This window comes from Pseudoalteromonas arabiensis (assembly GCF_001550155.1).
In the GTDB taxonomy this organism is placed as follows: domain Bacteria; phylum Pseudomonadota; class Gammaproteobacteria; order Enterobacterales; family Alteromonadaceae; genus Pseudoalteromonas; species Pseudoalteromonas arabiensis.
In genome coordinates, this window is record NZ_LRUF01000021.1 from 431,957 (window position 1) to 454,338 (window position 22,382).

At 39.9% G+C, this 22,382-nt stretch carries 21 protein-coding genes and 2 tRNA genes; 11 read left to right on the plus strand and 12 right to left on the minus strand.

Going from position 1 to position 22,382, the window contains the following annotated elements; translation table 11 throughout:
* Positions 1-91: 91 nt before the first annotated feature.
* Positions 92-877 carry a hypothetical protein gene (locus PAARA_RS11610; RefSeq protein ID WP_062569190.1) on the minus strand — a complete coding sequence of 262 codons (786 nt, stop codon included), beginning with the start codon at positions 875-877 and terminating at the stop codon, positions 92-94.
* A gap of 342 nt (positions 878-1,219) precedes the next feature.
* Between PAARA_RS11610 and PAARA_RS11615 the strand changes: the two genes are divergently transcribed.
* Positions 1,220-1,576: a DUF3718 domain-containing protein gene (locus PAARA_RS11615; protein WP_062569191.1), complete on the plus strand. Its 357-nt coding sequence runs from the start codon at positions 1,220-1,222 to the stop codon at positions 1,574-1,576.
* A gap of 41 nt (positions 1,577-1,617) precedes the next feature.
* Here the strand turns inward: PAARA_RS11615 and PAARA_RS11620 are convergent, their stop codons facing one another.
* A complete protein-coding gene (locus PAARA_RS11620; RefSeq protein WP_062569192.1) occupies positions 1,618-2,313 on the minus strand; it encodes a hypothetical protein in 696 nt (231 codons plus the stop codon).
* A gap of 111 nt (positions 2,314-2,424) precedes the next feature.
* Here PAARA_RS11620 and PAARA_RS11625 point away from each other — a divergent pair, with 111 nt between their 5' ends.
* On the plus strand, positions 2,425-3,285 hold the full coding sequence (locus PAARA_RS11625; RefSeq protein ID WP_062569193.1) for a fructosamine kinase family protein: 861 nt from the start codon (positions 2,425-2,427) through the stop codon (positions 3,283-3,285).
* Positions 3,286-3,499: 214 nt separating this feature from the next.
* A complete protein-coding gene (locus tag PAARA_RS11630; protein WP_062569194.1) occupies positions 3,500-3,703 on the plus strand; it encodes a CPXCG motif-containing cysteine-rich protein in 204 nt (67 codons plus the stop codon).
* Here the strand turns inward: PAARA_RS11630 and PAARA_RS11635 are convergent.
* Entirely contained in the window at positions 3,700-4,326 is a 627-nt protein-coding gene (locus PAARA_RS11635) for a riboflavin synthase (protein WP_062569195.1), read from the minus strand. The two genes, PAARA_RS11630 and PAARA_RS11635, sit on opposite strands and share 4 nt — an antisense overlap.
* Positions 4,327-4,423: 97 nt before the next feature.
* Here PAARA_RS11635 and PAARA_RS11640 point away from each other — a divergent pair, with 97 nt between their 5' ends.
* The 4 genes from PAARA_RS11640 to PAARA_RS11655 all read left to right on the plus strand — a co-directional run bounded on the left by PAARA_RS11640 (position 4,424) and on the right by PAARA_RS11655 (position 7,254).
* Positions 4,424-5,779 (plus strand): MATE family efflux transporter, encoded by a 1,356-nt coding sequence (locus PAARA_RS11640; protein ID WP_062569196.1) that lies wholly within the window; start codon positions 4,424-4,426, stop codon positions 5,777-5,779.
* Entirely contained in the window at positions 5,772-6,776 is a 1,005-nt protein-coding gene (locus PAARA_RS11645) for a DUF3080 family protein (RefSeq protein WP_167346340.1), read from the plus strand. Before PAARA_RS11640 ends, PAARA_RS11645 begins: the two co-directional genes overlap by 8 nt.
* A gap of 114 nt (positions 6,777-6,890) precedes the next feature.
* A tRNA-Val gene (locus tag PAARA_RS11650) sits at positions 6,891-6,967 on the plus strand.
* A gap of 210 nt (positions 6,968-7,177) precedes the next feature.
* Positions 7,178-7,254, plus strand: a tRNA-Val gene (locus PAARA_RS11655).
* Positions 7,255-7,592: 338 nt separating this feature from the next.
* Here PAARA_RS11655 and PAARA_RS11660 read toward each other — a convergent pair.
* Entirely contained in the window at positions 7,593-7,907 is a 315-nt protein-coding gene (locus PAARA_RS11660) for a DMT family transporter (RefSeq protein WP_062569198.1), read from the minus strand.
* 263 nt (positions 7,908-8,170) lie between these two features.
* Here PAARA_RS11660 and PAARA_RS11665 point away from each other — a divergent pair, with 263 nt between their 5' ends.
* Positions 8,171-9,079: a substrate-binding periplasmic protein gene (locus tag PAARA_RS11665; RefSeq protein ID WP_062569199.1), complete on the plus strand. Its 909-nt coding sequence runs from the start codon at positions 8,171-8,173 to the stop codon at positions 9,077-9,079.
* A gap of 29 nt (positions 9,080-9,108) precedes the next feature.
* On the opposite strand, the gene prpF is transcribed toward PAARA_RS11665, so the two are convergent.
* The 5 genes from prpF to PAARA_RS11690 all read right to left on the minus strand — a co-directional run bounded on the left by prpF (position 9,109) and on the right by PAARA_RS11690 (position 15,803).
* Positions 9,109-10,278 (minus strand): 2-methylaconitate cis-trans isomerase PrpF, encoded by a 1,170-nt coding sequence (gene prpF, locus PAARA_RS11670; RefSeq protein WP_062569200.1) that lies wholly within the window; start codon positions 10,276-10,278, stop codon positions 9,109-9,111.
* Positions 10,279-10,281: 3 nt separating this feature from the next.
* Positions 10,282-12,873 carry a Fe/S-dependent 2-methylisocitrate dehydratase AcnD gene (acnD, locus tag PAARA_RS11675; RefSeq protein ID WP_062569201.1) on the minus strand — a complete coding sequence of 864 codons (2,592 nt, stop codon included), beginning with the start codon at positions 12,871-12,873 and terminating at the stop codon, positions 10,282-10,284.
* A gap of 116 nt (positions 12,874-12,989) precedes the next feature.
* Complete coding sequence (prpC, locus tag PAARA_RS11680; protein WP_062569202.1) at positions 12,990-14,114, minus strand: bifunctional 2-methylcitrate synthase/citrate synthase; 1,125 nt, start codon at positions 14,112-14,114, stop codon at positions 12,990-12,992.
* A 24-nt stretch (positions 14,115-14,138) separates the two neighbouring features.
* Positions 14,139-15,014 carry a methylisocitrate lyase gene (gene prpB, locus PAARA_RS11685; RefSeq protein WP_062569203.1) on the minus strand — a complete coding sequence of 292 codons (876 nt, stop codon included), beginning with the start codon at positions 15,012-15,014 and terminating at the stop codon, positions 14,139-14,141.
* A gap of 84 nt (positions 15,015-15,098) precedes the next feature.
* Positions 15,099-15,803 carry a GntR family transcriptional regulator gene (locus PAARA_RS11690; protein WP_054554723.1) on the minus strand — a complete coding sequence of 235 codons (705 nt, stop codon included), beginning with the start codon at positions 15,801-15,803 and terminating at the stop codon, positions 15,099-15,101.
* A gap of 281 nt (positions 15,804-16,084) precedes the next feature.
* On the opposite strand from PAARA_RS11690, the gene rsmF reads away from it, so the two are divergent.
* The 3 genes from rsmF (at position 16,085) to PAARA_RS20785 (ending at position 18,641) form a co-directional block, all read left to right on the plus strand.
* Positions 16,085-17,524, plus strand: a complete 1,440-nt coding sequence (rsmF, locus tag PAARA_RS11695) for a 16S rRNA (cytosine(1407)-C(5))-methyltransferase RsmF (protein ID WP_062569204.1) — start codon at positions 16,085-16,087, stop codon at positions 17,522-17,524.
* Positions 17,525-17,836: 312 nt separating this feature from the next.
* Positions 17,837-18,220 (plus strand): polysaccharide deacetylase family protein, encoded by a 384-nt coding sequence (locus PAARA_RS20780; protein WP_245219942.1) that lies wholly within the window; start codon positions 17,837-17,839, stop codon positions 18,218-18,220.
* Positions 18,221-18,440: 220 nt separating this feature from the next.
* Positions 18,441-18,641 (plus strand): hypothetical protein, encoded by a 201-nt coding sequence (locus tag PAARA_RS20785; RefSeq protein WP_245219944.1) that lies wholly within the window; start codon positions 18,441-18,443, stop codon positions 18,639-18,641.
* A gap of 34 nt (positions 18,642-18,675) precedes the next feature.
* Here the strand turns inward: PAARA_RS20785 and PAARA_RS11705 are convergent, their stop codons facing one another.
* The 3 genes from PAARA_RS11705 to PAARA_RS11715 are packed head-to-tail and all read right to left on the minus strand — an operon-like array spanning position 18,676 to position 22,360.
* Entirely contained in the window at positions 18,676-19,419 is a 744-nt protein-coding gene (locus PAARA_RS11705; protein WP_062569205.1) for a VpsP family polysaccharide biosynthesis protein, read from the minus strand.
* Entirely contained in the window at positions 19,412-20,140 is a 729-nt protein-coding gene (locus PAARA_RS11710; protein WP_062569206.1) for a tyrosine-protein phosphatase, read from the minus strand. The genes PAARA_RS11705 and PAARA_RS11710 overlap by 8 nt, the downstream gene beginning before the upstream one ends.
* A gap of 12 nt (positions 20,141-20,152) precedes the next feature.
* Positions 20,153-22,360 (minus strand): GumC family protein, encoded by a 2,208-nt coding sequence (locus PAARA_RS11715; RefSeq protein ID WP_062569207.1) that lies wholly within the window; start codon positions 22,358-22,360, stop codon positions 20,153-20,155.
* Between the last annotated feature and the right edge of the window lie 22 nt (positions 22,361-22,382).

The window sequence follows — 22,382 nt, forward strand, 5'->3', positions numbered from 1 at the left end:
TTATTCATTTACTTTAACTAAATGTTAATTTTAATGCGAACAAAAGAGGCTAATCACCATTTATTAAGATGAATAACGAACCTGAGCTAGACTACTTTTTTATATAGTTAATATAAAGCTGCTCCAATGCCCCTTCAGTTGTTAACGTTGGATCTTTATTGATGAAATGTTTCACTGTTCGGGTAACAAAATCAGAGTTTTGTTTGTGTTGCTTAGCAAAACTTTTTATTAAGGTGTCTGCGTCACTGGCAGCGGTTACTCTATCATGGCGATGCCTGTATTGGCTTAAAGCACGGTTAAAATCACCGTTATAATCTTCTACCACCAGCTTATAAAATTCACTTCGATCGACACCTAGATCATTAATGCAATAATTGAGTGCGTCTTTAAAGTCATAAAATGTCTTACCTTGGACATCAAATTCTGCACGTTTTTCGCGTACAGTGACGCTGGCATCTTCAGTCGCGTAACTATAACCTTGAAAAGCTAAACGCTCAGCCGCCTCTGCACCTAGCTTCATACCGGCCCGAATACTATGAACAAACTCATCACTCATATCATCAAGTTCACTTTCATGCCACATATGGAAAATGCGTAGTGCCTTAGCGTACTTGGTTGTTATTTTCTTTTTCACTTTTACAAAACGTGCATCAATAGTGAGTACACGTTCATTATGCAGTAACGCAAAGCATTCATAGCAGGCTGGAATAGAGATAAACTCAGCGTCCTCTCCTAGATCAACAATACTTTGCAGCATATGCAGTGGCGGACAATAATCACGCTCAGTTGCTTCACAGCCGCAGTAGAAACACTGATTAAAGTGTTTTGAGTTTACTGCATAAGCTTGTTGATAATAGCCAGATAGTTTTTTAGTCACTTATTCTCCTCACGTTTTAATCGGCGTTGTAAAACTGATTTAGCGCTAGTGTAAATACTCAAATGTAAGTATGAAGTAAAAACCATACATTAAACCCATCGACATTTCGCTTTTTCAATTCAAAGGCAGAAATACTTTTCGTTAATTGTGTCAAAAGTAATACTTAATATACTAATTTTTCAGTGGGTTAGTTTAATTTATACATATCTTCATACTTACTTACATCTTATCGATTTTCATTAACAGCAACCAGATAAAGATACGTTAATAATTAAGGTGTTCTAACCAAATGGGATAAACATTCAAACCCTTTAATCGCTAAGACATCAACCGGAGAGAAATATGAATACGTTAACAACACTTGGAACAGCGCTTATTATTGGCTCATCTGTGATTACTTTTGATACAAGTGCAGCGCAATTTGTAGCTGCAGATGATTCACCTGGCACGCAAACGTGTATGGCAATTGCGTCAAACAATCGTTTAGATCTTGTGCATAAAATGCGAGACTTAGGCATCAATAGGCGTGTAATTTCAGACAAGCTTCTATGTAATAATATGTCTACTGCAAAATTTGCGAGTATCTATGGCTTCAATAAGACAGCAAAGTATCTAAAATTAGAATCGACCCAAACGAGCATTCATGACTTGGCAAAAACAACTGATGACACTGTTATTGTTATTGCCGGCTCTAAATAAAAGCCACTGAGCAACAGCTTTTATATACCTGTTGCTCACCTTTAAATAAGTGCTGCTAGTAAGCCAAATAGGCCTCCAAAAACGCCACCCCAAATCACTAACCAACCTAAATGCTCTTTAATCATTGTTTGAATAATATTTTTTACCATTGTGGGTGTAAGCTCATTTAAACGATCATCCACTAGCGCTTCAACTGTCGTATGTAGTGAGCTACCAATATGCGAACTAGCAAACAGTTTTTCATCTAAAATCGCTTTAAACTCATCACTATGTGAAATGTCAATCACCGCCTCTTTCATTTTCACGATGAACGGCTCACGCATTGGCTCTAAAGCTTCTCGGCCACCGAACATTCCTAACATACTGCCAAATTGAGAAGCTTCAATCACTTCGATTAATGAGTCATAAGCGGGGCTCAGGTTCACATGTGCTATCACAGGCTCAAGGTCAATATTGGGCTTTGCCATTGCCATTACTTGGTCAATTTTTTGCTCAGTAAAGAACTCTGTCATAACCAAGTTTTTAATCGCCACTTTAAACGATTCAAATTTAACTGTTATAACACCAGAACCATATAAAAACGGGACCTTTTCAAACAACATATGAATTGCAACCCAGTTTGTTACAGCGCCCGACAAGGCAAACAAACCCACTGATAAAACAATTTCATTGTCTAGCAAGAAGCCCAACAATACTAAAATCGCAGCGACAAGATTAGTCACAAGACTTTTGTTCATTCAATTCCCCAGAAAATCTTATTAATCTTGATAATATTAACGCTATGGGTTTGTTAATTCATTGTCTTTTTGCCATAGTTTAATTAGATGGTCAAAAGGTGAGCAAAACCTATGTGGAATTCAGTGAATGAGCAAATCAGCCAAGCAATGCACTTTGACTTTAAACATACTTTCAAACGCCAATTGCAATCACCTAATAACGATAAATACTTTGAACTTGCCAATGATTCACATCGTTACTTTGTCAAAGTTGCACATGTCAGTGAATTAGATCGCCTCGAATGTGAAGCATTTAATCTTAAACTTCTAACCCAAGAAAGCCTGTTCATGATTCCAGACTGCATCACAGTTGGCAGTAATATTGAGTTTTCATTTATAGTGCTTGAGTGGCTTGAACACGACAAACAACCTCATGATTGTTGGCACATTATGGGGGAACACTTAGCAAACTTACATAAAAAACACACACAAGCCATGTTTGGCTATGATAATGACAACTTTTTAGGTCCGACAGTGCAACCGAATAGATGGCATAAAAAGTGGGATGTATTTTTTGCTGAGGAGCGCATTGGTTGGCAACTTCAATTGCTTCAAGAAAAAGGTATAGAGCTCGTTAATCAAGATATGTTTATTGCTTTTATAAAAGACATGCTACACGGCCATCTAGTAGAGCCATCTTTGCTACACGGTGATTTTTGGCGCAGGAACATGGGATTTATTCATGCTGTTCCAAGCATTTACAATCCTGCCTGTTATTATGGTGATCGGGAATGCGATATTGCCATGAGTGAGTTATTCGCCCCGCTCCCAGACGCGTTCTACAGTGCATACGATAGCCAGTACCCGCTACAAAATGGTTATCAGCAACGCAAACAAATTTATCAACTTTACCCTATTTTAAATAATGCGAATATTTTTGCTGGTCACTATCTGACTGAAGCTAAACAACAAATTAATTTACTCCTTAAATAATCTCCTTGCCGCTGTAAAGCAAATGTCATAAATGCAAAATCAGAACTATAATTTGCCTTAGAACATGTTCAAATACAGGTGCTAGCCACTTGTTTATTAGCTGGCTAGTAAGTTATATCAATCGTATTAAATATAAATTCATTTTTGATGGGTTAGAGTTTAATAAAGATTGCAATTTAACTAATTCAGGCATGCCTGATTAAGGTAAAAGCTGATGAAAAATCATTTCACACAACGTATTTCATGCCCTCATTGCGGTCACCATATTCATGTTGCACTAGATGCCAGTGATGGTGACCAAGATTACTATGAGGATTGCAGTGCATGCTGCAACCCTATTCATTTAAACATGCATATAGATTACGCACAGAACAAACTAGAGTTGCATGTTGATAGTGATGATGAACAAATTTTTTAATTTGCTTGCCGAGCCAAGTAGTTCTCAACAGTGTTGATGATAGTGTAGGTTTGCTGATCAACTTCGATATTGAGCCTATCACCAACACTATATCTATCTAAATTTGTAATAGCGAGAGTCTCTGGGATAAGGTGCAACCAAAAGCCCTTCTCATCGACCTCTCCTACTGTAAGACTTGCGCCATTTACACTTACAAAGCCCTTATATAAAACATACTTTTGCCAAGTGCTTTGTATTGCCAATTGGATTTTGCAGTTATCTTGTGTATGTTCAATAGCTAAAATTTCCGCCATGGTATGAATGTGACCAGACACTATATGACCACCAAGTTCTGTGCCAAAGGTCATAGAACGTTCAAAGTTGACCATATCATTTACTTTTAAAAGGCCTAAATTGGTTAACTTAAGGGTTTCATCTATTACATCGAAACTAATTATGGTGTTTTCTTGTGATACCTTTTCAAACTTTACAACCGTTAAACAACACCCATTGATAGCAATACTTGCACCAATTGCTAGGTTATTAGCATAAGCGTCCTTAACTTTTAAAGTAAGCCTTAAAACACCTTCTTGGTTTGCTATATGTTCAACTAACGCTTGGGTCTGTACAATTCCGGTAAACATAGATGTACCTTCTTTTCTTCACTAAATAAGTAACAGCGATTTTTATTGATCTATGAATAGATTACAATGGCTGCCTGTTTATTTAGTCGTGTATTTTATGTCTTTTTGTAGTTGGGAAGCCAAACGGTTAATTTCTCTAGCCATCCCTGTATTTTTGGCACAAGTTACCCTTATTTTGATGACGGTGGTAGACACTATTATGGCAGGGCAAGTTAGTGCGACTGATCTTGCTGCATTGTCTATCGCTACAGGTATTTGGAATCCACTAATGCTGGCATTACAAGGCATTCTATTAGCCCTTACGGGGATTATTGCTCAATTTGCTGGCTCCAACGACAAACAAGGGATTAGTCATTATTTTCAACAAGGCTTATACCTAGCGCTGGTATTGAGTGTTATTGGACTGGGGCTTGCCAGCCTTACCGACATAGTGCTGGTTCAGTTAAATACATCACCTGCAATTTTAACCCTATCAGAGCAATACATTTATTTTGTTAAGTGGGGGATTTTTGGCTTTTTACTATTTAGCGTATACCGGAATATAACCGAAGGTATGGGCATGACTAAGCCGGCTTTTTATATCAGTTTAATTGGCTTAGCAGTGAATATTCCGGCTAATTATATATTCATTCATGGAAAATTAGGCTTTGAGGCCTATGGCGGTGCTGGTTGTGGCATCGCGACCGCCCTAGTATTCAGCGCAATGGCGTTAACACAAGTTATATACTGCCACTTCAGTAAAAAAATTAATGCCAAATCATTGTTAGCAAACTTTGCCTTACCTAAAGTAACGACTATGTGGACAATTACAAAAGTGGGTATTCCAATTTCATTGGCAACTTTTTTTGAAGTGACTCTATTTGCGTGTATTCCTTTATTCATAGCGCATCTAGGGGCTGTTGCTGTAGCGGGTCACCAAATTGCTGCCAGTGTCACAACGTTGTTATTCATGATGCCGCTGAGCTTATCTATTGCGATTAGTATTCGCATTGGAAACCTATTTGGCCAAAAGCATTATGATCAACTAAAAAATGCTGTTAAAACCAGCTATATTTTAGCCGCAATAATTGCCTTTATATTAGCCACTGTGACTTTTTTTGCACGTGATGTGATAAGTCAATTATATTCTGATAACCCTGAAGTGCTCGCGCTTGCTTCATCAATCATGGTGCTTGCTTGTATCTATCAATTACCTGATGCACTACAGGTATCGGCTAATGGTATTTTGCGAGGATTAAAATACACTGCCCCCATTGGCTATATCACCTTTATATCTTACTGGTTGATCGGCTTTGCTCTTGGCTACGTACTTGCTCGTACAGATTTAATAGTGTCAGCAATGGGCCCTCACGGCTTTTGGATTGGAATTATTGTAGGTTTAAGTGCTGCAGCTATTATGTTGATGTTTACAGTACATTGGCGATTTAACCATGCACCTTTTAAAAATGCCTAAAATTTTTTTGAAGCTCACTGTGATTACGGTGAGCTTCCTCGTCGTTGCTTGCTCTGAGTCTTCGGGAGAACTAAATCAAACCTATGCACAGAGGCTACACAATGTTCTTAAATTTAACGATTTTGAGCTAAAAAAGCCGACGACTTTCCCTGTTCAACATGACAAAGTCGACGCACATAATAGTACCACCATTGGCATGCTTGAGCTTGCTCAGCTTCAACAGTGTAAACTTGCAACCCTCATCGCTGAACACAACAATCAACTTGGCAAAACCGCTTCAGCTGCAAATATATTGAAATACCAAATAGATTTTATACAAAGTGCAAATACTTGCTTAGCAACCCTTGAGCAAAATGATGAGCTTTATAAAAAAATAGCATTCGCAGCAGAGCAAAAAACAATCGCCCTGCCTACTTTTTTTAAAGCTATGCTCAACAACGAACCAGAATTTAAACAAACTTGGCAGCTAACATCTGTACACCTTGCAGAAGATACCGCGGGTTTTACTGAGACAGAACAGGCGATGAAAGAATTTGCCAAACTTGCTAAGCAGATAAATTCAGGTAATGTAAAAAATGTAGATACTGAGTCAATTGTTAAAAACTTACAGGTTTTGAACCAGTTCAATTACAATAAACTTTTAATATCAGCAGCAAGGACACAGATTAGTTATAATAACCAACTAACAAAACTTTTAACTCAGTTTTCAAGTAACGAGTTATGCCCTCTCAATAAAAATAAACAAAAAGCACGCACATTAAGTAATATCTTTAAAAAGTTTTATTTGCAGCAACTACAGCCCTATCAGTCATTTTTGACAGGTAAGCTAGAAGCTCTACAACCACTTTACCTGCAAGTGTGGGATGATACCTCAATGCATCATTATGTATCTGTTTCTGGCGAACATGCTATTTTAGAGCAGCTAAAGCAATCAGCAAAGAGCCACGTACAATGGTGGCAAAACTTTTATAAAGAGTGTGAAATTAGTCCGTTATGAATAAAAAAACAGCACTTAACACAAAAATAGCTAAACCTGCTTGATTCACACAACTAGTCGCTATATATTAGCCTCCGTTGTTTAGCCAAACAGACAACAATTTTATATCAAAATACAACCGTAGCTCAGTTGGTTAGAGCACTACCTTGACATGGTAGGGGTCGGTGGTTCGAATCCACTCGGTTGTACCATGATATAGGTATAACCAAAGGAAAAAGCACTACCACTCTTAACGGCCCAGTCCAAAGGTCGGTGGTTCGAATCCACTCGGTTGTACCAAGATATAGGTATAACCAAAGGAAAAAGCACTACCACTCTTAACGACCCAGTCCAAAGGTCGGTGGTTCGAATCCACTCGGTTGTACCAAAACATTTAATCCTCTTCAGAATTAAATGCCTGTACGACCGTAGCTCAGTTGGTTAGAGCGCTACCTTGACATGGTAGAGGTCGGTGGTTCGAATCCACTCGGTCGTACCAATTTTTTCAAATTCTCATAATTTTATCGAGCTAAAATCAACATTATACAGTTGTAGCTCAGTTGGTTAGAGCACTACCGCTCTCTATGACCCACGCCAAATTCGGTGGTTCGAATCCACTCGGTCGTACCAATTCTCTATTTCAGAGTCTTCATCTAAAAAATAATTAGCTCAGTTGAGTTAGAGCACTACCACTCTCTATGACCCCTACCAAAGTCGGTGGTTCGAATCCACTCGATCGTACTAATTCTCCATTTCAGAGTGTTCATCTAAGAATAAATAATTAAGAGCACTGAATTTACAGTACTCTTTGATACTTAAAACCGAATTGAGCTTATACTAGCTGGCAACTTTAAGCCCGATGATACCCATTGCAATAAATAAGAGGCTAAGCACTTTTAGTAAGCTTACTCCCTCACCTAGCAATGTCATTCCTATAAGAGCTGAACCAATTACGCCAATACCCACCCAAACAGCATAGGCTAAACTTAAGGGCAAAGATTTAAGAGCCAAACTCAAGCAATAAAAGCTTGCAGACATAGTGAGGAGTGTTAAAAAAGAAACAAGTGGTTTGCTAAAGCCATTTGATTGCTTTAAGCCGTATGCCCAAGCAACTTCCAATAAGCCTGCAATAATAAGTAAGACCCAATTCATGGCCGACCTCTTTAGTATAGGGTCGTCCCCGAAATAAAATTAACATCATAAGGTCGTCCTCATGACGCGCCATCACAAAAAACGCGACGACCATTGCAAATTATCACATGGAAATATCTAAGGCAAATAATTCGAAAGTAATGCCTCCAGCCATGACTTGTGATCTAACGGAGCCAGAACTTCGTTAAATTTTATTACAAATACAGTGTTGAAGACTAATCAAAAAGGGCTAAGCTTAACTTAAAAAAGAAGCTTAAAAAACTATGAAAGTACTTGCTGTAATTATATTTATCTTTTCGTATCAAGCATTCGCTGGACTTACTCCTGTTACTTACCAACTCGATGGCAAAGAAGTTACTCAAAATGCTGTACGCTATAAAGATGGTTATGGTTATAACTTGGGTGCTAAAAAAACGCTTCGATTAGTAACTCTTGATTGGCCTCCTTATATTGATGAAAACCTATGTAACAAAGGCTGGCTTTACCAATTTACGGTCCAATCTCTACTAAAAAAAGGCTATGGCGTCTATATTGGCTTTTATCCATGGGCTCGCGCAGTTAGAGAAGCGGAATTAGGAAAAGCCGATATCTTATTCCCCGAATATTTCGTTGAGGACGATGTAATATCTGACAACTTTCTCAACCAAACTCGCAATAATCTATTAGCTTTAAGTCAACCAATACCAGGTGGCGACTTATCTTTTGTTACTTTAAAAGGTAACTCGATTACATTCAATGGTGACCTTGAATCAATCAAGGAGCATGTTATAGGTGTAGTCCGTGCTTACAAAAACACCAAGAAACTTGATAGCATGATCGAAAGCAAAGAACTTGATACCATCGTCGCTAATAATGAATACCAACTTATTCATTTATTGCTGAGCAATCGTGTCAGCCTTATTGTTGCAGACCTAGAGGTTTTAAAAGCAAGTGTCTATAAATCTCAGCTATCTAACAGCGATAAGCAAAGAATTATAGAATCTCTAGTTGCTGTAGAACCAACTCTAGAACACAAACCACTTTATTATTCTGTCAGCAAAACAAGCCCAAACTGGAAAAATACCTTAAAAGATCTCAATGACGAAATAGACACCATGCAAAAAAGCGGTAAGTTTGATGAGTTTATTGAAGATATGAAAAAACAATGCTACAAATTCGATAAAGCGGCGTAACCGCCGCTTCATTTAGATTACACAGGGTATTACTCGGGTACTCTAACCCAGCCTTCCATTAACACGCGCGCACTTCGGCTCATACTTGCTTTTGTGACTTGCCATTTACCATCAACAAGTGTTGCAGCAGCGCCCACTTTTAATGTGCCAGAAGGATGACCAAAGTTAACTTCCTGACGCTCTCCCCCGCCTGCGGCGAGATTTACAAGCGTACCGGGTATAGCTGCAGCGGTGCCTATTGCAACCGCTGCTGTGCCCATCATGGCGTGATGCAATTTACCCATTGACATAGCACGTACCACTAAATCAATATCAGTATCATTTACAACTTTGCCGCTTGATGCATGGTAGGTTGTTGCTGGAGCTACCCAGGCTACTTTTGGCGTATGTTGACGTGCTTTTGCTTCATCAAGATGAGAAATTAACCCCATTTTTAACGCCCCATAGGCACGAATTGTTTCTAATTTTTCAAGTGCAGATGCATCACCGTTAATCGCTTCTTGAAGCTCTGTACCATCATAGCCAACTTCACTGGCGTTTATGAAAACCGTTGGAATACCCGCATTGATCATCGTCGCAGACAGCATACCAATCCCCGGAACTTCAAGTTCATCCACTAAATTACCTGTTGGGAATAATGCACCTTCACCATCTGCCGGATCCATAAATTCAAGTTTCACTTCAGCGGCTGGAAAGGTCACGCCATCAAGCTCAAAATCACCGGTTTCTTGCACTTCACCGTTAGTAATTGGCACATGCACTATGATGGTTTTACTAATATTGACTTGCCATACTTTAACTTCAACAACGCCGTTATCAGGAATTTTACTCGCATCAACAAGACCATTCGATATCGCAAAAGCCCCAACTGCAGAGGTTAGATTGCCGCAGTTACCACTCCAATCAACATACGCTTTATTGATAGCCACTTGACCAAATAAATAATCAACATCGTGATCTGGTTTAGCGCTTTTCGATAAAATCACCGTTTTACTCGTACTTGAGGTTGCACCGCCCATACCATCAGTTTGTTTTTGGTAAGGATCGGGGCTACCAATCACACGTAATAATAGGTTATCGCGGGCCTCGCCTGCCACTTGGGCAGGCTCAGGTAAATCAATTAAGTTAAAGAACACCCCTTTACTGGTGCCGCCACGCATATAGGTTGCTGGCACCTTCATTTGTGGTTTAAACGCCATAGTTTAGTGCTCCTCAGATTCTAAGAAATCTTGCGCGAAACGTTGTAGCACACCACCAGCTGAATAAATTGACACTTCTTCAGCGGTATCTAAACGACACGTCATTGGTACTTCAACGGTTTCACCATTGGCACGGGTAATCACCAATGTCAGTGTTGCACTAGGTGTTGGCTCACCTTTGACACTAAAGCTCTCACTACCATCAATGCCTAAAGTCATTCGTGTCGTGCCCGCTTTAAATTCAAGTGGTAATACGCCCATACCAATTAAGTTAGTGCGGTGAATACGCTCAAAGCCTTCGGCTGCAATCACTTGAACACCTGCAAGGCGTACACCTTTTGCAGCCCAGTCACGTGATGAGCCTTGGCCATAATCAGCACCAGCCACAATGATAAGTGGCTGTTTACGCTGCATGTAGGTTTCAATGGCTTCCCACATACGTGTTACTTTGCCTTCAGGTTCAATGCGAGCATATGAACCTTGCTTCACTTCACCATTTTCTTTAACCATTTCATTCAATAATTTAGGGTTTGCGAATGTTGCACGCTGCGCTGTTAAATGGTCACCTCGGTGAGTAGCATATGAGTTAAAATCTTCTTCAGGGAGACCCATTTTAGCTAGGTATTCACCAGCAGCACTTGACGCTAAAATCGCGTTTGAAGGCGACAAATGATCAGTGGTGATATTGTCGCCTAGTACGGCTAGTGCACGCATATCACTCAAAGAACGTTCACCCGCTAATGCCCCTTCCCAATAAGGTGGGCGGCGAATATAAGTACTTTGTGGGCGCCATTGGTAAAGCGGATCGTTGTCTTCACCGTAATCTACACTTAAATCAAACATTGGCTCGTAAACCTTTTTAAACTGCTCAGGTTTAACACTTTGTTTGATCACTGCATCAATTTCTTCATCTGTTGGCCATAAATCCATTAGGCGAATTTCGTTGCCTTGTTGATCATGCCCTAATACATCTTTTTCGATATCAAAACGAATTGTACCCGCAATAGCATAAGCAACAACCAGTGGCGGTGATGCTAAGAATGCTTGTTTGGCATATGGGTGAATACGGCCATCGAAATTACGGTTACCCGAAAGTACAGCAGTTGCGTATAAATCACGATCAATCACTTCTTGCTGAATTTTAGGATCAAGCGCACCACTCATGCCATTACAGGTCGTACATGCAAAACCCACAATACCAAAGCCAAGTTGCTCAAGCTCAGGTAATAAGTTAGCTTCTTCTAGGTAAGATTTCACCGCTTTAGAACCCGGTGCCAGTGATGTTTTAACCCATGGCTTACGGGTTAACCCTTTAGCGTTAGCATTACGCGCAAGTAAACCTGCAGCAATGACATTGCGTGGGTTACTGGTATTTGTACAGCTTGTAATTGCTGCGATAATACACGCGCCATCTGGCATTAAGCCTTCTTCATTTTCTAAGGCGCCAGTGATACCCGCTTTATCAAGTTCGCTGGTTGCAACACGGCGATGTGGATTAGATGGACCCGCAATATTTCGACCTACAGATGACAAATCAAAGGTTAATACACGCTCATACTCGGCCGTTTTAAGGCTATCACTCCAAAGACCAGTTTCTTTTGCGTAAGTTTCGACTAGTTTAACTTGCTCTTCTTCACGGCCAGTCAAACGTAAGTAATCAAGTGTGTTGTCATCGATGTAGAACATCGCAGCTGTTGCGCCAAACTCTGGCGTCATATTAGAAATAGTTGCTCTGTCACCGAGAGTCAGTGCATCGGCACCTTCACCATAAAATTCAAGGTAGGTCGAAACGACTTTTTCATTGCGTAAAAATTCGGTGATCGCTAATACGATATCCGTTGCAGTAATACCCGGCTGTGGTTTACCAGTCAGCTCAACACCGACAATATCAGGTAAACGCATGTAAGAAGCACGCCCCAGCATCACGCTTTCAGCTTCAAGGCCACCCACACCGACAGCAATAACACCTAACGCATCGACCATAGGTGTGTGGCTATCTGTACCCACTAATGTATCTGGGAATGCCACGCCATCACGTTTTTGGATCACTGGCGACATTTTCTCTAAATTGATTTGATGCATAATGCCATTACCCGGCGGGATCACATCAATATTTTTAAATGCTGTTTTCGTCCAATTGATAAAGTGAAAACGGTCATCGTTACGACGGTCTTCAATCGCACGGTTTTTTTCAAATGCGTCTGGTTCAAAACCTGCGTGTTCAACCGCTAATGAATGGTCAACAATTAACTGTGTTGGTACCACAGGGTTTACTTTTGCAGGATCGCCGCCTTTTGCAGCAATGGCATCTCGAAGGCCTGCTAAATCAACTAACGCTGTTTGACCTAAGATATCGTGACATACAACGCGAGCAGGAAACCAAGGGAAATCTAAATCACGCTTGCGGTCAATCAATTGCGACAGTGCATCATTGAGCATTTCAGGTTCACAGCGACGAACTAAGTTTTCAGCAAGGACACGTGATGTGTAAGGAAGTGTGGCATAGCTGCCCGGTTTAATTGCATCAACAGCAGCACGAGTATCAAAATAATCGACTCCGGTGCCTGCTAATGGTTTTCTAAAATTTGTATTCATGATGATTCTACTTGTACTTGGTGACGGTGAACAAAGGTGGGCTGATTGTTTTTGTATTTATTTCGCCCCTTCATAAAGGGGCAGCTAAGCCACCCCTATCACTATTTAATTAACGATTAACGCTCAGAAATTGGCGTATAGCTACGCGCTTCTGGGCCCGTATAATCTGCACTTGGGCGTATAATACGGTTATTGGCACGTTGCTCTTTCACGTGTGCTGTCCAACCTGTAACACGGCTCATCACGAAAATTGGCGTGAATAACTTAGTTGGGATACCCATGAAGTGATACGCAGATGCATGGAAGAAATCAGCATTACAGAATAATTTCTTTTCACGCCACATGACCTCTTCACAGCGAACAGATACAGGATATAGAACATCGTCACCCACTTCATCAGCCAGTTTTTCTGACCATTTTTTGATGATCACGTTACGTGGATCTGATTCACGGTAAATAGCGTGACCAAAGCCCATAATCTTGTCTTTACGTTCAAGCATACCCATTAGCGCCTCTTCAGCTTGGTCTGCACTTGTGAAGCCTTCAATCATATCCATTGCCGCTTCGTTAGCACCACCATGTAATGGACCACGTAAACTACCGATAGCCCCCGTTACACAAGAGTGAATATCAGACAATGTTGACGCACATACACGCGCAGTGAATGTTGATGCATTAAACTCATGCTCTGCATAGAGAATTAAAGACACATTCATTACTTGCTCAAATAATGCTGATGGTGCTTTATCGTGTAATAAATTTAAGAAATGTGCGCCTACCGAATCATCATCTGTTTCAGTGTCGATGCGAACGCCGTCATGGCTAAAACGATACCAATAACAAATAATACTTGGGAATACGGCAACTAGGCGGTCAATCGCATCATTCGCCTCTGAGAAATCTTGCTCCATTTCAAGGTTACCTAGCATAGAACAACCGGTACGCATTACATCCATTGGGTGCGCGTCTTTGGGAATGTTCTCAAGCACTGTTTTTAGTGCATCTGGTAAACCACGTAGTGATTTTAGCTTTGCTTTATATTCAGTAAGCTCAGACTCTGTGGGTAATTCACCACGCGACAGTAAAAAAGATACTTCTTCAAACTGCGCTTTATCTGCTAATTCACTAATATCATAACCACAATAAGTTAAACCTGAACCTGATTTACCTACTGTACACAGTGCTGTTTCACCTGCTACTTGACCACGTAAACCTGCGCCGCCTAATGCTTTATCTACCATGAGTGTTCTCCTTATATGTTGTCGTTATGATTTTTTAGCTGAGAAAAGGTTATCGAGTGTGTTTTCATATGAGTGATAGTCTAAAAACTCATAGAGTTCAGCACGTGTTTGCATGTTGTCTAATTGGCTTTGTTGCGAGCCCTCGCTAAGAATAGACGAATACACATTAAGTGCTGCTTTGTTCATCGCTCTAAATGCACTAAGTGGGTAAAGTACAATTTCAACACCCACTTCGCTTAATTGCTCAGCTGTATATAGCGGTGTCTGGCCAAACTCAGTGATGTTCGCAAGAATTGGCACATTTAACGCTTTAGCAAATGCTTGATAATCTGCTAAATCATGCACAGCTTCTGCAAAGATAGCGTCGGCACCTGCTTCAACACATGCGGCAGCGCGGTCAATGGCTGCATTTAAGCCTTCTTTTTGGAATGCATCAGTACGCGCCATAATGTAAAAATCGCTATCTGTTTTCGCATCAACTGCGGCTTTAATACGGTCAACCATTTCATCTTTAGACACGATTTCTTTATTAGGACGGTGACCACAACGTTTTTGTGCAACTTGGTCTTCAATATGGAAGCCCGCAGCGCCCGCTTTAGTCATTTCTTTAACAGTACGAGCAATATTAAATGCACCGCCCCAACCTGTGTCAGCATCAACAAGAAGCGGTAAGTCGGTAGCGCTGGTAATCCGACGAATATCTTCAAGTACGTTATCTAAGCTTGTCATACCTAAATCTGGCATACCGTATGATGCGTTAGCAACACCCGCACCTGAGAGATAAAGTGCTTGGTGACCTGTTTTTTCTGCCATCATTGCGCAGTACGCATTGACGGTGCCAACCACTTGCAGTGGCTTATTGTTGGCGATTGCCTGTTTGAACTTTAATCCTGCTGACATTGGATAACTCCTATCTTTGAACGGTTTCAGCTCTTTGGCTGACTCTATTTTTTAAAGCTAAATTGTGACTGTTTAACTAAGGCGCTACTGATTTTTTGCTGCGAGTAAGTCAAACTTAGTCTGAATATTTGCCTGAGACGCACTAATATGGCGTTTCATAAGCATTTCGGCCAATTCACCATCATGGTTTTCAATGGCATTGATAATTGCCAAGTGTTCGTCAAATGCTTTTGATACACGCGGCCCAACCATCCCCATTTGTACACGGTACATACGAATTAACTGGTACAACTCATTACATAAAAGATGAATTAGATGCGCGTTTTTAGACCCTTTAATAATGCGATAATGAAAATCAAGGTCGCCCGCTTCTTGGTAGTATGATTCACCTTCTTTTACACGCTGTGTTTGTAAGTGCTGATTCAATAACTGTTTTAAACCTTGCACTTCTTCAGGTTCCATATTGTCAGCAGCTAACCGACAAGCAAGTCCCTCTAAGGCACTACGTACCTGATAAACTTCGATTAAACGCTCAGCTGTTAGTGCAACGACACGACAACCGACATTCGCTTTACGCTCTACCAAATAACAGCTCTCTAAACGATTTAGCGCCTCACGTAAGGTGGCACGGCTTACACCATAGCGTTTAGCAAGTTCTGGCTCAGAAATTTTGCTGCCCTGCTCAATGGTGCCTTGTACAATTTCACGACGCATGTCGACAAACACTTGATCTGATGCCGTTGTTATCGTGATATCGTTGTAGTTATCGTTGGCTTTTTGCTCTGTCATAAATAGGTCTATTTAAGTACTAAATTAAGATTGTCGACAATTTGTAAGTTCACTATGCGCCCTATCATTGAATCTGTCAACCTTGAGATCGGAAAAATAGACTAAAAAATCAGCAAGATGTCGACATAAAATGATATTTATCAAAAATAATGACTATAAAAGATATTTATATCGTTAATATGTCGACACTTTAATCTCACTCTGAAAAAGCTAAAAATATCCCCTGACAGCGCTATAAATGGTATGATCAGCCTATTATTACGTGACGTGAGAGCCATTTAGTGGACGCTAATACATATATTCCAGACTCATTTATTGATGATGTAAAAAGCTACCTTCCTGAACATTTATCATTAGACGACTTTATTGCAGCCTGTCGCCGCCCACTTAGACGATCTGTTCGCGTAAATACATTAAAAATGTCAGTCTCAGAATTTCAGCGTCAATGCGCCAACAAAGGATGGGAGTTAACAGCAATCCCATGGTGCAAGGAAGGGTTCTGGTTAACACGTCCAAGTGAGGAAGAAGAAGCCCTTGCAATCGGTAATACCGATTTACACTTAAGTGGTGCTATGTATGTGCAAGAAGCCAGTTCAATGCTACCGCCGGTTGCTCTTCGAGCCGAAGTTAAGCAAAGCGATGCGGTACTTGATATGGCATCGGCACCGGGTTCAAAAACATCACAAATCGCCGCCATGATGTATAATACTGGCGTGTTAGTTGCCAATGAGTTGTCATCATCTCGCTTAAAAGTCTTGGCAGCAACACTCAAGCGCATGGGTGTAGGTAATTGTGCATTATCACATTTTGACGGTGTGATCTTTGGGGATTACATGTATGAGTGCTTCGACAGTATTTTGCTAGACGCCCCGTGTTCAGGTGAAGGCACGGTTCGTAAAGATGCAGACGCCCTAAAGAATTGGTCAATTGAGTCTAATATAGATATTGCTGCTGTACAAAAAGCCCTTATCAAAAGTGCCTTTTATGCCCTAAAACCTGGCGGCACATTAGTTTATTCGACCTGTACTTTGACACCGCTTGAAAACCAACAAGTGTGCGAGTATCTATTAGCAGAGTTCCCTGCTTGCGTCGAAGTTCAATCGCTCGATAACCTGTTTGATGGCGCTGATAAAGCGACAACCAGCGAAGGTTATTTGCATGTTTGGCCACAAACTTACGACAGTGAAGGTTTCTTCATCGCTAAATTTAAAAAAATAGCCTCAATTGACAACCCACATCAAAAAGTTAAAAAAGGCGCATTTCCGTTTGCTGAGTTTGATAAAAAGCAAAGCCAAGCGTTTATGCAAACAATTAAAAAACAGTTCGGTCTAAAATCACTCAAAGGCACCTTAATGCAACGTGATAAAGAGCTTTGGTTGTTTCCTGATGGCTTTGATGAACTGCAAGATAAAATTAAATACTCACGTTTAGGCATTCAACTTGGTGTGATCCATAAAGGCGGAGTTCGCTTAGCACATGAATTCGCCACCGTCTTTGGTCAAGATTGCGAAAAAAATACCTTTGAGATGTCTGCTTGCCAAGCAAACGATTACTTTAACGGTAAAGATATTCGGCTCGAAAAACCAACTCAAGATAATGGTGAAGTAGTGTTAATGTTATGTGGCTGTCCGGTAGGCCTCGGTAAGTGGCAAAAGAATAAAATCAAGAACTCACTACCACGTGATTTAGTACAAAATACCCAGTTAATAACTTGGGTATAAGTTGCGTATAAACCCTGAACAAACACATACCTTTAATAGGTAAAATGGTGTAACAAGTTGATTTAAAACCAATATAAAAATTGTACATTTATCGTGCAATTTCCCACTATTTAACTACACTTAAAAGTACTTTCTACTTCTCCCTACTGAATTTAGAAGGTGTTTTTTTATAGTTAGCGCAGGCTCGCAAGAGCCACCCCCTAAGCCCAGAACAATGCGGATTCGTTCTGGGCGTTTTTTATGCAAAAGTCGCATTGCACTATTCATTGCTTTTTGATTCTATTACAGAAAATAGATGAAAAGGGATTGAACATGTTAAAATCATCACGCTTTTTAATTACGGCATTTATTAGTTTAAACACAAGCGCTCAGAATACCTCATACCAAGGCTTTTCCTACCCAGATAACGCCAGTAACGCAATAAGTATTACCTTTGACGATGCAAGACATAGCCAAGTCGATAATGGGTTGTCGTTATTAAATAAATACAAAGTTAAAGCCACCTTTTATGTTTCCCCCTTTAATGTTGAGGAACGAGTAAGTAAGTGGCAAAAAGTTGTAAAAGACGGTCACGAAATAGCCAACCACACTAATAAGCATTTATGTACTGGGAATTTTGAATGGTTGCGTCAACAAGGTTTATCCTTAGAACAAGCTTCACTTAAGGATATTGAAAAAGATATCATAGACAATTAAGCAAACGTTAGGTGTTGATGCAAAGGCATTCGCATACCCGTGCGGCAACACTTTTGTAGGCCGAGGGGCTAACACTAAAAGCTATGTTCCATTAATAGCCAAACATTTTGACACAGGCCGAACTTGGTTAGACGAAACAGCAAACAACCCCAACTTTACTGACTTTTCACAGTTAACAAGTCTACGGATCGATGGACTCACATTTGCAGAGATTAAGGCCATGATAGAACAACATCGAACCAATAATAGCTGGATCATTCTAGCAGGGCATGAAATAGGCGAACGTGGCCAATACTCTACCGATATAAACGCATTAGAAGAGCTGATTAATTACTTACAAAAACCAGAAACTGGCTACTGGTTAGCAACTGTTAGTGAAGTGTCGAACTATATCAAGCAACATAGAAAAGACCTACAGTGAATCTAACGTGCTTTAAAACAAAGTGAGTAGCTTTTTAGTTCTTTAACATCGTATTAGTATTAAAATTTTTGCAGCTGCGTTTATAAGCCGGTGTTTGTCTAACACGGCTAAATTCATTACCAAATTGAAGTGATAAACACACTATACCTAAGCGCTCCATTCGCTCTGCCATATTAAAAATACTATTAAATTTATAACCATGTTTAGAAGCTAGCTTAAGCTCATTTACATATAGTGCTTTATAGGTAGGCGGTAGATTAGTCCAGTGCATTAAAGCGATTTGAATGATACCTAGATGAGTATTAAATTCATAAGGCCCCATTTTTTTCGCTTCTTGGAGATAGCCATATACTCGCTCAGAAGGCCCTTCTTGAAAGCTGACAACCTGAGCTAAGGCAACCCAAGTTTGCGCCCAAGTGCTCCTTAGCTCAACCGATTTTAATAGTGCTTGTTCAACTTGTTGGTATGTATCTTCAACCTGCTTAATTTGCTCATTCGATGATATATTCATTTTTGATAAACCTAACATTTTAATATGAGCCAAAAAATGCCAGTAATGCGGATGTTCAGGGTCCAAATCAGTTGCCAGCGTCATTGCATTTTCTGCGCCGAGCAACGATGTGTTGGAAGAATCAAGAGCAGTGGCCTGCACAATATTTAGCGCATTAAAATACCACGCATTCGCACGCATACTTTGTAGGCTTGAATAAGTAATAAAAAGCACTAAGACGGCTAAAATAGAGCTAGTTACAGTTTTACCTATGTTAAATTTAGTCATTAAATAAGCATTCTGTTAATCGTTGCGGATTAGTAATGAAGATTGAGTTAGCTTGTTCTACACCGATTAATTGCGAGACAGTTTTTTTAGCCTGGCTAAGAACGGGAGGACGACGTTTAACGGAATGAGTATCAGAGGCAATATAACTAACTAGGCCATCGTTAAGCATTTGCAATGATATAGCTTTTGCGTTTTCCCCCCACTCACCTTGGATACTTGATGCTGTTAACTGAAAATCACAGCCTAATTGTTTTAAGTGCTGAATATAATATAGATTAGACTGAATATCTCGGTTACGCTCCGGATGCGGAATAATTACCCGAATATTTTGTTTATCAAGCCATTGGATAAATTTATCGTAACCTTGTGGCATATGCGAATGTGGTAACTCTAATAACAGTACATTTTTATTAGCTATTTCCCCAATAAAAGGTAACTGATTAGACATAACCAATGCCATAAGTTCTACATCGAGACGCACTTCTGCTGCGGCAGCTAACTTTACACCAATACCGGCATTTTTTGCATGTAGACGCAAGTTAACCAAGCTCTCGTAAATATGAGAGCTTCGGTTATTAAATCTACCTATATGTATATGTGGTGTAGCAACCATATGGGTTATACCATCATCTTCAGCCATTTTAAGAAGCGCTAAAGATTCATCTAGATCTTTAGCGCCGTCATCAATACTTGGCAAAATATGACTATGAATATCAAACATAAACTAACTTAGTTACGCTTGAGGTTTTTCAGGTTGCTGTGAGTAATCGTAATAATCATAATACCCTTGACTGTGTTCATCTTTAGACTTACTCATATCCACTTGGTTTAGTAAAACACCCGCAACATGAGCTTTTACTTCAAATAGACGCTCAAGCCCTGCGGTGATAGGTTTAATACGTGTTATATCTGATTTAACAACATATACAACCGAGTCAACACTTTGTGCTATTACTAGTGCATCACTAACCGCTTGAGTCGGTGGCGTATCAACAATAATATGATCATACTTACCTTTTAATTCACTAAGCAAATCAGAAAAGCGGCTGCTCGAGAGGAGCTCAAGTGGGTTAGAGGGTATCTGACCACTGGGCATTATAGTTACACCAGATTGCGAATCCTCATGTACACAATCAGTTAATTGATCTGTGCCAATAATTAAATTACTCAAACCAGGGTGAAACACTGGTATATCAAATCGTTTTGCTAGAGTTGGCTTACGTAAATCAGCATCAATTAACAACACCTTCCCCATTTGCGCTAACGACATGGCTAAATTAGCAGAAGTAGTGGTTTTACCTTCTCCTGGCGAAGTCGATGTAACAGCAATAACCTGATGTGCGCGGTCTAGATGAGTTAATAATAGACTAGTACGGAAAGTTCGTACCGATTCAGCAAAGCGACGATACGTATCATCTAAGTAAGCATGGATCGGAAAGAAACTCTTTTTAGGAATTGCAACATGAGGTAGCAAACCTAACATTCGCTGCGCTAGTTTATTTTCAACATCATTTTTATTTTTAACAGTATCGTTTAGCGCGTCAAAAACGAATGTCATCACCATTGCAAAACCTAAGCTTGCAACAAAGGCTAAAATAATAATTAACTTTTTATTTGGTTTACTTGGATTTCTTGGTGCATATGCACGGTCTGTAAAACGAGCTGCTGCTGAACTAAAGTCGCTGGTTACTTCAGTCTCTTTAGAGCGAGATAAAAAGGTATTAAAAATATTACGGTTTGTTTCAACTTCACGCTTTAACTGGTTATATTGCGTCTCTTTACGCGTTACATCTTGATACTCAGCACGGATTTTTGCTAAATCTCCTTCAAGAGCACTGACAGTACGCGCAATCCTATTCAACTCTTTCTCAATACCAGTAATCAAACCTTTAATTTGCTTATTAAGGTTCGTTTTTACTGTCGCTAACTCAGCTTTAGCTGAAATCATTTTAGGATGTTTAGGGCCATATACCTCAGCTAATTCGCTCACCTTTCGCTCAGCTAACACCACTTCACGTTTAACATCTTGTACTACACGGTGCGAAGTAATTTCAGGCATACTTCCCAGTAACTCAATGTTATCATTGCCATATTCATTGATAACACGGTTTATACTTTCCAAATTGTTTTTTGTAGCGCGAGCGTCAACAAGCTGCTTAGACGTTTGCTCTAACTCTTGAGTTATAAGCCCCGCAATACCTTCAATGTCGACAAGTTTTTGCTCTTCTCGGTAGTTTTGTAAGCGAACTTCAGAGCTGTCAAGTTGAACTCGTAGCTCTGATAAGCGGGTATTCAACCAACTTGAAGCCTGTTGGGTGATGCCCATTTTAGCGCGCATTTGGCTTTCAATATAAACCTCACCTACGGTATTAGCGACTAAGGCAGCAAGTTTAGGATCGCTCGATTCAAAACTAACTTTTACAAGTTGGGTCTTGCGAATAGGTGATACGCTCAGGTTAGCTCTAAACGTAGCAAGTAAATCCAGCATTTTTAACTCAGCAATCTCCTGCTCGGTGAGCACTGAACGTTCAGACTTGTTAAGAAATGGCAAAAGTTGCTTCGCCATACTTTTTAACTCATCACTGAATGAAGGTTTATTAATAAAGTCCGGATGCTCTGCCAAATTTAGCTTTGTGATGACCTCTCGGGCTATACTATCCGACTTTATTACTTCAAACTGAGTTTGATAATATTCTTTTTTCGTTGAATCTAAGCCATAAACTTCATCAAAGCTAACAGCTTTTGTTTGTTCTGACTCAATCAGTAAGGTTGCAGAAGCTATATACTTAGGTACCAAGGTTAGAGTAACCATCATGGTAAATAAAGTTACAACAACCGAAAAACCTAAGATTTTCCATTTATTCTGTTTGATAACATTAAGGTAAGCGCCTAAATCAATGAGTTCTTCATTGCTATTAGGCTTTTCTGATAGTGAATTCATTTTTAATTACTGCCTTTAACTG